This window comes from Clostridium amazonense (genome assembly GCF_056431285.1).
On the sequence record NZ_JBWKMH010000024.1, the window covers coordinates 121,751 to 135,298 of the forward strand.

The 13,548-nt window shown below is 26.0% G+C and carries 12 protein-coding genes; 7 read left to right on the forward strand and 5 right to left on the reverse strand.

Translation table 11 applies throughout. The features are described from left to right. The first annotated feature begins 93 nt into the window (after nucleotides 1-93). The 6 genes from AC07E4_RS09925 to AC07E4_RS09950 all read left to right on the forward strand — a co-directional run bounded on the left by AC07E4_RS09925 (nucleotide 94) and on the right by AC07E4_RS09950 (nucleotide 5,335). A complete protein-coding gene (locus tag AC07E4_RS09925) occupies nucleotides 94-573 on the forward strand; it encodes a hypothetical protein (protein ID WP_478216288.1) in 480 nt (159 codons plus the stop codon). A gap of 4 nt (nucleotides 574-577) precedes the next feature. Further along, the gene (locus tag AC07E4_RS09930) at nucleotides 578-1,558 is read left to right on the forward strand and encodes a lipoate--protein ligase (protein WP_478216289.1); all 981 of its coding nucleotides are present in this window, start codon (nucleotides 578-580) and stop codon (nucleotides 1,556-1,558) included. 21 nt (nucleotides 1,559-1,579) lie between these two features. Continuing rightward, nucleotides 1,580-2,458: a lipoyl synthase gene (gene lipA, locus AC07E4_RS09935; protein WP_478216290.1), complete on the forward strand. Its 879-nt coding sequence runs from the start codon at nucleotides 1,580-1,582 to the stop codon at nucleotides 2,456-2,458. Next, nucleotides 2,452-3,012: a hypothetical protein gene (locus AC07E4_RS09940; protein ID WP_478216291.1), complete on the forward strand. Its 561-nt coding sequence runs from the start codon at nucleotides 2,452-2,454 to the stop codon at nucleotides 3,010-3,012. The genes lipA and AC07E4_RS09940 overlap by 7 nt, the downstream gene beginning before the upstream one ends. Nucleotides 3,013-3,471: 459 nt before the next feature. Next, entirely contained in the window at nucleotides 3,472-4,335 is an 864-nt protein-coding gene (locus AC07E4_RS09945; protein ID WP_478216292.1) for a BfmA/BtgA family mobilization protein, read from the forward strand. Nucleotides 4,336-4,531: 196 nt separating this feature from the next. Further along, nucleotides 4,532-5,335 carry a M55 family metallopeptidase gene (locus tag AC07E4_RS09950; RefSeq protein WP_478216293.1) on the forward strand — a complete coding sequence of 268 codons (804 nt, stop codon included), beginning with the start codon at nucleotides 4,532-4,534 and terminating at the stop codon, nucleotides 5,333-5,335. A gap of 200 nt (nucleotides 5,336-5,535) precedes the next feature. Here the strand turns inward: AC07E4_RS09950 and AC07E4_RS09955 are convergent, their stop codons facing one another. Further along, a complete protein-coding gene (locus tag AC07E4_RS09955) occupies nucleotides 5,536-6,042 on the reverse strand; it encodes a hypothetical protein (protein ID WP_478216294.1) in 507 nt (168 codons plus the stop codon). A gap of 798 nt (nucleotides 6,043-6,840) precedes the next feature. Between AC07E4_RS09955 and AC07E4_RS09960 the strand changes: the two genes are divergently transcribed. After that, on the forward strand, nucleotides 6,841-7,329 hold the full coding sequence (locus AC07E4_RS09960) for a dCTP deaminase/dUTPase family protein (protein WP_430829226.1): 489 nt from the start codon (nucleotides 6,841-6,843) through the stop codon (nucleotides 7,327-7,329). A gap of 42 nt (nucleotides 7,330-7,371) precedes the next feature. Here the strand turns inward: AC07E4_RS09960 and AC07E4_RS09965 are convergent, their stop codons facing one another. The 4 genes from AC07E4_RS09965 to AC07E4_RS09980 form a co-directional block, all read right to left on the reverse strand. Further along, entirely contained in the window at nucleotides 7,372-7,797 is a 426-nt protein-coding gene (locus tag AC07E4_RS09965; protein WP_430829227.1) for a PqqD family protein, read from the reverse strand. A 61-nt stretch (nucleotides 7,798-7,858) separates the two neighbouring features. Beyond that, on the reverse strand, nucleotides 7,859-9,796 hold the full coding sequence (locus AC07E4_RS09970) for an OPT family oligopeptide transporter (protein ID WP_040328950.1): 1,938 nt from the start codon (nucleotides 9,794-9,796) through the stop codon (nucleotides 7,859-7,861). Between the two features lie 951 nt (nucleotides 9,797-10,747). After that, a complete protein-coding gene (locus AC07E4_RS09975) occupies nucleotides 10,748-11,176 on the reverse strand; it encodes a PqqD family protein (protein ID WP_430829228.1) in 429 nt (142 codons plus the stop codon). 121 nt (nucleotides 11,177-11,297) lie between these two features. Further along, nucleotides 11,298-13,232, reverse strand: a complete 1,935-nt coding sequence (locus AC07E4_RS09980; RefSeq protein WP_430829229.1) for an OPT family oligopeptide transporter — start codon at nucleotides 13,230-13,232, stop codon at nucleotides 11,298-11,300. Between the last annotated feature and the right edge of the window lie 316 nt (nucleotides 13,233-13,548).

The window sequence follows — 13,548 nt, forward strand, 5'->3', positions numbered from 1 at the left end:
ATTTAAAATATTACCTTGATCATTGACTTAAAAATGTAAATATAATACAATAACTTTGATACATATTTAATTTTAAAAGAGGTGATTACCCTTATGAATTTACAAAAGTATAATAAAGCCTATGTTATAAAAAATTCAACTGAATCTTCAATAATTATGTCATTTATCAATGTAATATATTTTTCATATGCTTTTTTTAATAATACTCTTTTAAAATCATATAATATAGTAATTTTTATTGTAATGGCTCTATGTTATTATTCTACATTTCAAGATATAAATTTTAACTTGTATAATGTAAACCTAAACACAGTAATTGAACTACTTAATAATTATTTTGATTCTAAAAATTTTAAATATAAATTTTTAGATAATAAATTTGTAGTTTATGTAGATTATAAAGTAATTAATATAATATTAACTAAACATTTATTCTGTATAAATATATTTATTGATGATAATAATTTTGAAACTGATATATTTTTAAATATTATAAAATATTTAAAAGCAAATTTGAACAGCAATTACACTATGTTAGATTCAAATAATCAATACTTAAAAGAAAAGAGGTAGTTTGATGTTATTTATTAATCATAATAATATAAATCCATATTTTAACCATGCCGCAGAAGAATATGTACTTAAAAATTTTGATGATGAATGTTTTATGTTATGGCGAAATTCACCATGTATATTAATTGGGAAAAATCAAAATGCTTTTGCCGAAATAAATACTGATTATGTAAAAGAAAATAACATAATAGTTGTACGACGATTAACTGGTGGTGGTGCAGTTTTCAATGATTTGGGCAATATAAATTTCACTTTTATTTCTAAAAATAAAGGTGATATAAATTCTAATTTCAGAAAATTCACACTTCCAATTTTAAAAGCTCTTGATTCTTTAGGTATAAATGCAAGTTTTTCAGGCAGAAATGATATAACTATAGATGAAAAAAAAATTTCTGGAAATGCTCAGTATTATTACAAAGATAAAGTATTACATCATGGAACATTGCTATTTTCTAGTTCAATATCAAATTTATCTGAAGCTCTTAAAGTAAATCCATTAAAAATTAAATCTAAAGGTGTCAACTCTGTTAGTGCAAGAGTTACAAACATACGTAACTATTTAAACACTGATATGGACGTCTTACAATTTAAAAATTATATAACAAGTTTCGTAATGGATTACTTTAACGAAAAAAATTTATATAATTTTACAGACTATGATTTAAAAAATATAAATATAATTATGGAAGATAGATTTTCTAAATTCAGTTGGAATTTTGGTAGAAATCCTGAATATGAATTTAGAAAAGAAATTCGATTTAAAGGTGGTACAATAGAAGTTAATTTTAATGTTGTTAATGGATACATAAACGATTTAAAATTTTATGGTGATTTTTTCTTTAAAGACAATATATCAAAATTAGAAAAAAACTTTTTAAATATAAAACATGATTTTAATAATATTAATTGTCTTTTAGATAAAATAGATGTACAAGCTTATATTAATGATATGGAAAAAGAAGATTTATTAGAACTTCTTTTTTAAAAATAAAGGGGGACATTAATTATGTATAAAAGAAAACCTGAATGGTTAAAAATTAAACTTGAACATGGGGAAAATTTGAAAAAAATAAATGCACTTACTTCATCTCTTCATCTTAATACAGTATGTCAAGAAGCTAATTGTCCTAATAGATTAGAGTGTCATAATAAAGGAACTGCGACATTTATGATTTTAGGTTCTATTTGCACTAGAAATTGTAGATTTTGCAACGTTTCTTTTGGAAAACCTAATGAAGTTGATAAAAATGAACCACTTCATGTAGCAAAAGCAATACAAAAATTAGGATTAAAGCATGCTGTAATAACATCTGTTACTAGAGATGATTTAGATGATGGAGGTGCTAGTCACTTTAGAGATGTTATATATGCTATAAGAGAGTTAAATCCTAATACAACTATAGAAGTTTTGATTCCTGATTTGCAAGGAAACTTTGATGCTTTAAAAATTATTACTGATGCAAAACCAGAAATTTTAAATCATAATATTGAGTTAGTGCCAAGACTTTTTAAAAGTATAACACCTAATTCAGTATATAAACGTTCTCTTGATCTTCTTTTAAAAGTAAAAGATTTAGATGATTCTATTTTAACTAAATCTGGTTTTATGGTTGGTCTTGGTGAAAATGAAGCTGAAGTCATAGAACTTCTTAAAGATTTAAAAGAACATAAGTGTGATATCGTAACTATAGGTCAATATCTTCAACCATCAAAAAAACATGCAGAATTAATTGACTATGTAACACCGGAACAATTTGAAAAATATAAAAAAATCGGTATGGATATGGGATTTAAATATATTGCTTCCTCACCACTTGTAAGAAGTTCTTATAATGCTAAAGAAGCCTTAGATTGTTCACATAATATACAATTAACATCGTGTTAGGTTTTATTGATGCAATAAGAGTTCTAGCTTTTACATTAGGTGTAGGTTCTTTAATATACTCATTTTTAATATTATTTAAGAAAAACTCTGTAATAGAACTTAATACATTTATTTGTTTTATAATCCCACTTATAATAACAGAATTTGTAGTAAATGATTCATATTCTTTAGGCTATTTAATAGAAATGATTTTGATGATTTTTTTAATGAGCTTATTTTGTAAAGATTATGTTATTTATCATCCAAAAGACGTTGAATTAAAAGATATTATAACTAATGTATTTAATTCACATAATATTGGATATAGAGAATTTAAAAATAACAACTTCTTTTATTTAAATTTGTATTTAAAAGGAACTCTTGTTACAGCAAATATAAACAAAAATTCTCTTAACTTTAAAAGTGATTTAAAATTTGAAAAGAAAGATATAAATGAAATAATATTATTTATAAATGAGTATCTTAAAAATAATAAAAACAATGCATGGAAAAGATACTTCCTCATTTATATATTGATATCACTACTATGTTTTATAATATATTTTTTAACATAAATTTTAAAAATAAAGGCAAATCAATATATGCCTTTATTTTTTTGTTTAATTTTTAAAATTATTTCAAACTAGTATTTATACATTTACAAAAAACTTTTTTTCATTTTTGAAATTTAAATGGATGTATTTATTTTTTTAGATTGCTTCCTCTTTTTCTACTTAATTTTCATTGAAAAAAACTTAAATTATTAAATTTGCTATTTTTCTAGAAAATTACTTCCTCTTTTTATTATTTTAAATTTCTATATATTTTTCTATATAAAATCTAACTCAATATAATAAAAGTTATATTGAGTTAGATTGTTTTATTGCATTATTTTAGGTTTTTCTTTTCAAAGTTTACTTGTTTGTGTTATAATATTTATTGTAAACATTAAGTTTACATAGTAAACTTAATGTTTACAATAAATATTTCTATATAAAAAGTGTACATAAGTTTTGATTTTAGGAGGATTTTTTATGGATACAACTTTCAGTGTAAGAATAAGTGATGAGTTAAAGGATAAATTTAATAATTTAGCTATTAAAGAGGGGATTAACAATAAAGAATTCATGGAAACCATGATCAAGTTCTATGAGTTAAACTCTATTAAAGATGATAGTCTAAATATTTCAGAAGATATAAATGAATTACAAGCATTAACTAATAGAATGGTTGATATTTTTATAAATTCAGTAGAAAGAACTAAAGTAAAAGAATTAGAGTTAAATAATTTAAATAAGGAGTTTAATTCTAAAAAAGAAACTGAAATTGAAGAGTTAAAAGAGGAAGTAAATAAACTTAAAGAAGAAAACAAGAAAATTAAAGAATTAAATAAAGAAATTGAAAAGAGAGACGAAAAAATAAAATCTTTAAATAGAGATTTAGATCAATTAAAAGGCTTTAATGAAATGTTAGAAGAAAAAAATAAGGAAATGGAAAAAGCAGTTTTTGAAGTTAATTCTATAAAAGAAAATGAAGTTAAGATGAAGGAGTTTATATCAAACTTAGAGAAAGATATAATGAATCTAAATTCTAGTATAAAAGAAAAAGATATTTTATTAGAATCAACTAAAGATAAATTAAATGCATTAGAGGGCAAATATGAAAAAGATATAGAAAATCTAAAAAGTCAAAATACTTCTATTTCACAAATGGAAAAAGAAAAGTTAAACTTAGAATTTCAACGAGAACTTTTAAATTTAGAACAAGAGTATAAAGAAAAACTAACGTTAAGAGAAAATGAATTAAACGGAAAGATAATGACTCTTATGGAGAAAAGAGAAGAAGATGGAGAAGTTATAAGAAAGCTTATAATGGGTAAGCAAAAAGAGGAAGCATAATTATTTTATAACAAATCCTATTAAATATTAAAAGCAATTTGCAAAACAAAATGGTCATCTAAATTATATTATTTAAACTTTAAATGTAAGGAGCTTATAATCATATAAAGGAATTTAGGAGTATAGGATCTGATGAAATTATAAGAAATGGAGAATATTAAAAAGTATTTTAAAGTATCTAGAGGGAGGAATAACAATGAAATTATTTATAAGTGCTGATATAGAAGGCGTAAGTGATATTTGCGATTGGAAAGAAACGACTAAAGGCGAAGAAGATTATAATGATTTTAAATTACAATTAACAAGAGAAGTAAATTCAGCTTGCACAGGAGCTTTAAATGCAGGAGTTAACCATATAGTTATAAAAGATGCTCATGATTCTGCTAGAAATATAATTCATAGAGATTTACCTAAAGAAACAACATTAATAACAGGGTGGGCATATCATCCTTATTTGATGATGGAAGGTTTAGATAATACTTTTAATGCTTCTATTTTTATAGGATATCATTCTGCTGCTGGAACTAATGGTAGTCCTCTTGCACATACCATGGATCCTATTAAAATTTCATATATTAAAATAAACGGAGAAATTGCAAGCGAATTTAAAATAAACTATTATACTTCATTATATATAGGCGTCCCTTTAGTGCTTGTAACTGGGGATAAAAACCTATGTGACGAAGTTAAAAGAACCAATAGCAAAATAAAAACTATAGTAACCAAAGAAGGAATAGGTGGCAGTGCAGTAAATTTACATCCAAAGACTATAGAAGATAACATTTTAAATTTAACAGAAACAATATTTAATTCTAATAATTTAACTGAATATCTAAATGAGTTACCTAAAGAATTCAACATAGAAATTCAATATAACAATCATGATAATGCTTATAAAGCTAGTTTTTATCCAGGTGTTACTATTAAAGATGGCTTAACTATAAAATATAAATCAAATGATTATTTTGATGTGTTAAAAATGTTCTTATTTTTAACTTAATACTTATAAATTATTAAATGTTAAAATAAGTGTATGCTTTAAATTAAATTTTTGTCTAATAATCTTTTTGCTTTGCTATTATATTTACAACACTATATATGTATCTTTGAATTAATTAAATTTACAAAAGAGATGCAATTTCGAATAAAGGAAAGATAAGAAACAAAACATTATCTTTCCTTTATTTAATTTATATTTTTTTATCCAAACCTATATAATAAGAAAGGGACACTAATAACACAAATTAATATCATAATAATTATAACAGAACTTATTATATACAAGTTTTTATTCTTACATTTTTTAAAAAGCATTATACCTAAAGATGCTATAGAAATTATTAAAAGTAAATTAAAAGCAAAATACTTCAATAAATCAGTTTCGATTTTAAGATTTGAAGAAATTGTTATACCATTTAATAAGAAAATAGCTGCCCATGCATAACAAAATACCACATTACTTTCTTTAACTCGTTTTCTTTTCATATCATTGCTTATCAAATATTTATTATACTCATCTTTATTAGTATTCTTTATAAAATACTCGTGAAATTTAATATTAGTTTTTAATAAAATAGATAATATCATAAATGAAATAGATAATATAAAGAACATTAATTTAAATCCTACAAAATGACTAATAAAAATTGAAAACAATATTATAAGTGAAATTAAAATACAACTTTCCAAAAAATTTTTAAATGTCATATTTTCACCACCTTACATAATATACCTTTTATATATTTTATCATTTTAAAAGTAAAAAGACCTTTTTTATTTTATAACTTTACATTAAATTCATTATCTATTTATTTTTCAAATCTAACTTAAAATTCAACTAATAATTAATCATAGCAGAATATAATTTTATACAAAAATATCTATTTTATACAAAGCATATTTTATATTTTTTATAATTACAACGTTATAAATATTCATAGTTAATATTCTAGTTTTTGATGTATATATTTGATATAATTGCAATTTTAGATCATATTCAAAGTGTTTTATACGGTATTTTTTTAATAATAATGTATTTTTTGAATTAATATACATCCTTATAATTCTTTTTTCAATAAAATAAACCACTATTATGTAGATATCTTCTTATAAATTATCGTTAAAAATGAATATTATTTCACTTTTATAAGTTTAATACAAATTTGAATAGTATTTTTTATGTTTTTTAACATTTTTTTGATATTAAGCAAAGTCAGATATTTCATTTTTTAGTCAATTCAAAGATATATCCCCGTATATTTTTTCATTTTTATGTTATCTTTGACATATAACTTTCTTTAAAATTTCATTTTATAGCATTTAAATATAAATTTAAATACTACTTTTTAAATTTGCATTACTAAATAAATCTTCTCATCGTATATGTATTTAAAACGTTGTTAATATTATACTCTTTGTGTATAATTATCATATATATTTACTATTTATTAATTATATTTAACCGTAAATATATATTAAGTTTAAAATAGAAGAGGAGAAATTTTAATGAACAAAAGAACTAGAGGATTTGAGCTAATTTCTGAAAATCAATTTGAAAAGGATTTTCAAGATATTGATATTAACTATTCAGAACTAAAATTACCTAAAAGAGCAACTGCTAGAGCAGCTGGTTACGATATATATTCAACTATAGATTTTAAACTTGAACCAGGAGAGGACATAAAATTACCTACAGGGTTTAAAGCTTACATGTTAGAAGATGAAAGTTTAGAATTATATCCAAGAAGTAGTATGGGATTCAAATATTACATAAGAATTGCAAATACAATAGGTTTAGGAGATAGTGATTACTACAATTGTGAAAGTAACGAAGGTCATTATTTTATAAAACTTAGAAATGAAGGTTCTAAAACTTGGGAAGTAAAAAAAGGCGATGCAATAGCTCAGGGTGTATTTAGAAAATATCTTCTTGCAGATAATGATGATTTCATAGGAGAAGAAAGAGTAGGGGGCTTTGGTAGTACAAACAAATAACTTTAATAAAGAAAAAACAGGTCATAATTTATTATGCCTGTTTTATTTCTCATTCTCTTTATTTAGTACCATATCTGAAAGTTTAAAACTAATCCAACCTTTTTTAACCATATATCTCAAAAACATTATAAGTCTAGCATAAATAGGGTGACATCCATCTACATAATCTTCTTCTTTTATATCTTTATACTCTTTTTTTAATTCTGGCATATCTAAAAGAATTTGACCAATATCATATACTGTCTTTTCACCATCTAAGTTTTGCCAAACAGTACTTCCAAGCCTATCTAATTTAATATCACTTACTGCTGGTTTTTTAGCTATCTTTTGAAGTATTTTCTCTGCAAATTTCTTATGATGAAATATAAGGTGAACATTTCCTTTTCTAATTTCATATTCCTCATGTTTTTTTACTGGAACATACAAAAGAAAGTTTTCCTTCTCATCTATTTTTTTATCCTTTGCCATAAAATCATCCCTTTCTTTTAATAAAAGAGGGTAGAGATTTAAACTCATACCCTCAAATATATTATTCTGCTTTTTCTTCTACTTTAGATGCAAATTTGTATACTAAGAATGCTAGAATTACAAATGCAACTAATGCTGTCCATGGACTGTTAGCAAGCGCTGGTAACATTTTTGGACCTATAGCAACTTTGTCTGCTACTCCAAATGTAGTTATTAATGCAACTACGATACCTGTTAACGCATCTCCAGCAACAAGTCCTGAAGAAAGAAGTATTCCTCTTTCAGTTTGAAGTTTAACTTGATCTTCATTACTTTTGAATTTCTTCTCAACAAGTTTTCTTATGATACCACCAGTTAATATTGCAGCACTTAAGTGGATTGGTAAATATAATCCAAGTGCAACTGGAAGTATTGGAAGTCCTGCAAGTTCACAGAATATTCCTATTACAGCTCCAACTATAACAAGTGCCCAAGGAAGTTGTGCAGTCATAACACCTTCAACAACCATTGACATTAATGTAGCTTGAGGTGCTGCTAATGCTTCTGATCCTAAACCATATGTATTGTGAAGTAATAATAGTACTGCTCCACCTGCAGCAGATGCAATAACTATTCCTGCATACATACCCCATTCAACTTTCTTTGGAGTACCACCAATTATGTAAGTAGTTTTTAAACTTTGAGAAACTCCTCCAGCAACTGAAGTACCAATTGAAACTATAGCTCCTGCAGTAATTGCAACTAGCATACCAGCTTTACCTTGGTATCCAACAAGTTTTAAAACTCCTGTTACAAATAGTAATGTAGCAATTGTCATTCCTGAAACTGGGTTATTAGAAACTCCTATGATACCAGCCATTCTTGCAGAAACAACTGCAAAGAAGAATGTGAATAAAACAGCAAGGAAAGATCCAACAACACCAATTTTTAAACCTGGTAAGAATATTGCAGCAACAAATACAAATATTGCAGCTACTAATACCCAGCTAAGTGGAGTATCAACTTCTGTTCTTTTTGTAGCAGCTCCACCTTTATCACCACCAAGACCTTGCATAGCTGTTTTGAATGATTTTATTATAGTAGGTAATGATTTACCAAGACTTATAAATCCACCAGCAGCAACAGCTCCAGCTCCTATGTATCTTATGTAGTTCTTCCAAATATCCCAAGCTCCCATATCAGCTATTAACTGAGTAGAAGGGAATAGAGGTGTTTGAAGACCTGCTCCAACATACTTGATTAATGGAATAAGACCAAACCAAGCAACTAAAGCTCCACCAAACATGTATAAAGCAACTTGAATTCCAACTATGAAACCAACTCCAACAAGTGATGCCATAGCATTAACTCCAATGATAGTTCCTTGAACAGGTTTTATAACCCACTCAGGTGATTCTTTCCAAATTTGAAGGGCAGCTGAACAGAATTTAAATATTGCTCCTCCACCTATACCAGTAAGAACTGTCTTAAGACCGCTTCCACCTTCCATTCCTGTAACAAGAACTTCAGCTGCAGCCATTCCTTCTGGGAATATTAATTCACCGTGTTGTTCAACAATTAGGTATTTTCTAAATGGTATAACAAAAACTATTCCTAATAATCCTCCTAATGTTGTACAAAGTATTATAGTTGGAAGTTTTAAATCCATTCCCCATAATATTATTGCAGGTAGAGTGTATATAATACCTCCTGCGATAGATTCACCCATAGCAGCAACTGCTTGAATCATATTAGCCTCTAAGATGTTATTTCTCTTAAACACTGCTTTAAGTAATGTTGCTCCTAAAATAGATGCTGGAATACCGGCTGCAATTGTCATACCAACCTGTAATCCTAAATAAACATTAGCTGCTGCAAATATGCAAGCAAATATGATACCAATACCAATAGAAATAGCACTTACTTCTGGCATTGCTACATCAGTAGGAACGAAAGGCATGTAATCTTCGCCTTTAATTCCACCGTAGGCATTATGAGATAATTTCTTACTTTCTGCCATTTTGTCTTCATCTCCCTTATTTAGTTTTTAATTTGCCATTTAAATAATAAAATTTGATTAATTATTATTTTAAAATTTAAATGTACATTATGATTTTATTATGGAATCGGTTTCAAATTTTAAAAAATAAATTCAAAATCTATTTTTAAAATGTAAAACATAACAAAGTTAAAATTATTAAATGGTATTAATAGAATATTAACGTATAAAATAAAAATTTAACAATGTTTTCAATTTCCTTACACATAATATCAAATGTAAAAAATAAAATCAATACATTTTGTGAACTTTTTTTGAATAAAAAATGAATTGAATTTTATTTTTTTATAAAAATTCAATTCAATATCATATTTATACATATTTAAAATTTCTAAATATTGTTCTAAATTTAGGAAATTAGCAATAATATTAATAATTTAAAATAGGGGTGTATTGAATAAATTTTCATATGTATTTTTTAAAAAATTTATTTTAAAATCCTCATATATTTTTAAATAACTATTATTACCAGTTTTTATTTTTTTCTTTCAAGAAAATTAAATAATTTTTTAAAATTTACTGATTAATATGTAAAATTAATTAAATTTAGAATAATTTCATTAATTGTATTTTTAATAATTTTATAATTTGACTAATTTTATATTCAATTGAATAATTTTGTTCATATTTTTTGATATTTTTCGACTTGAATTATTGTTAATATATTAACAATAATTGTTTCATTAATATTATTTAGTAAATTTGATACTTAATTTAGATATTATTTTATTTTTTAATATTAAACTCGAATTTTATTACTTTTATTGGATATTTAATTTTTATTTAGTAACTATTTCTTTAATCAAATTTTGCAAGTTTTAATTTATTTATTTTACTATAACTAAATCTATTTAATTGTATTTAAACACTTTATAATAATAAAATAGACAGGAATAACTATATAATTCCTGTCTATTCTAATTCATCATTTTTTTGTTCATGATTTTCTGCTACTTTAAATTTAATCCAACCTTTTTTAACCATATACCTTAAAAACATTATTAGTCTACTATAAATAGGATGACAACCTTCTATATAATCATCTTCTGTTATATCTTTATATTCTTTTTTTAATTCTGGCATATTTAATAATATTTTACCAATTTCATAAACATTATTTTCTCCATTTATATTTTGCCAAACACTGCTTCCAAGCCTATCTAATTTCACATCACTAACTGAGGGTTTTTTAGCTAACCACTGTAATACTTTTTCTGCAAATTTATTATGATAAAATATAAGATAAACAAAACCATTTCTAATTTCCCAATCATTATGTTTTATAACTGGAATATATAATAGAAAGTTATCCTTATCATTGCTCTTTTCTTTTTTAGACATTAAATTTCTTCCTTTCACATTTATAAAAATTTATATTATTTTATCCATTTCATATTTATTTTATTAATATAAAAATTATAAAAAGGGGAGAGCACTAACTCTCACCCTTACTTTTAAAACATTAAGCTTTTTCTTCCACTTTAGATGCAAACTTATAAACTAGGAATCCTAATATTAAGAATGCAACTAACGCTGTCCATGGACTATTTGCAAGTGCTGGTAAGAACTTTGGTCCTATAGCAATTGCTGAATCTAACTTTAATGTTGTAAGTATTGCTATTACAATACCTGTTAATGCATCTCCAGCAACAAGTCCTGAAGAAAGAAGTATTCCTCTTTCTGTTTGAAGCTTAGCTTGAGGTTCATTACTTTTAAATTTCTTTTCAACAAGTTTTCTTATAATACCACCAGTTAATATTGCAGCACTTAAGTGAATTGGTAAGTATAATCCAAGTGCAACTGGAAGTATTGGTAGTCCTGCAAGGGCACAGAATATTCCTATAATAGCTCCAACTATAACAAGTGCCCAAGGAAGTTGTGCAGTCATAACTCCTTCAACAACCATTGACATAAGTGTTGCTTGAGGTGCTGCTAATGCTTCTGATCCTAAACCATATGTATTGTGAAGTAATAATAAAACTCCACCTGCAGCTAATGAAGCAATAAATACTCCTGAGTACATACCCCATTCAACTTTCTTTGGAGTACCACCAATTATGTAAGTAGTTTTTAAACTTTGAGAAACTCCACCTGCAACTGCAATTGCAATACAAACTACAGCTCCAGCTGTGATAGCAACAAGCATTCCCTCGTTACCTTTGTATCCAACTAATTTTAAAACTCCTGTTACAAATAATAACGTAGCAATTGTCATTCCTGAAACTGGGTTATTAGAAACTCCTATGATACCAGCCATTCTTGCAGAAACAACTGCAAAGAAGAATGAGAATAATACAGCAAGTATTGATCCAACAACTCCAATTTTTATTCCTGGTAAGAAAACTCCACCTATAAAAACAAGTATAGCTGCTGCTAATACCCAAGTTAAAGGAGTATCTACATCTGTTCTTTTTTGAGCAGATGAACCTTTATCACCGCCAAGACCTTTCATTGCAGTCTTAAATGATTTTATTATAGTAGGTAGTGATTTTGCAAGACTTATGAATCCACCAGCAGCAACAGCTCCAGCTCCAATATATCTTATATATTGACTCCATATGTCCCAAGCTCCCATATCAGCTATTAACTGAGTAGAAGGGAATAGTGGTGATGCAAGTCCTGCTCCAACATATTTTATTAAAGGTATAAGTCCAAACCAAGCAACTAATGCTCCACCAAACATATATAATGCAACTTCTATTCCTACTATGAAACCAACTCCAACAAGTGATGCCATAGCATTAACTCCAATAATTGCTCCTTGATATGGTTTAATAACCCATTCTGGAGCCTCTTGCCATATCTTAAGAGCTGCTGAACAGAATTTAAATATTGCTCCACCAGCTATACCAGTAAGAACTGTCTTAAGTCCGCTTCCACCTTCCATTCCTGTAACAAGAACTTCAGCTGCAGCCATTCCCTCAGGGAATATTAACTCACCATGTTGTTCAACAATTAGGTATTTTCTAAATGGTATAACAAAAACAACTCCTAAAAGTCCACCTAATGCTGTACATAAAACTATTGTAGATAATTTTAAATCCATTCCCCAAATAATTATTGCAGGTAATGTGTATATGATACCTCCTGCGATAGATTCACCCATAGCGGCAATTGATTGAATCATATTAGCCTCTAAAATGTTATTTCTTTTAAATACTGCCTTAAGTAATGTTGCTCCTAAAATAGATGCTGGAATACCAGCTGCAATCGTCATACCAACCTGTAATCCAAGGTATACGTTTGCTGCCGCAAATATGCATGCAAATAAAATACCAACAACTATAGATATAGCACTTACTTCTGGCATTGCCACATCAGTAGGGACGAAAGGTACATAATCTTCACCTTTAATTCCACCATAGGCATTGTGGGAAAGTTTTTTCTTTTCTGCCATGTTATTTTCCTCCTTAGTTTAAAAATCTAAAATTTAAGATAAAAAATCTAAATTTAATAAAAAAGTTCAAAGCTTATAAAAATTTAAAATATTTATTTGAGCATAAGCATAAATTTAGACTTTGTTCTTATCATATATAAATATAAAAATATAAAAGAAAAGGGGATAACCTCATAATTATTTTCCTTTATACTTTTTTATCATTAACATAACAGCTTGTACAAAACAATCTAATAATCCTCATCATTATTAAGTTTTAGTATTTCAATATATATTTGAAATACTTTCAAATATTATCATGTATTTTACATATAAA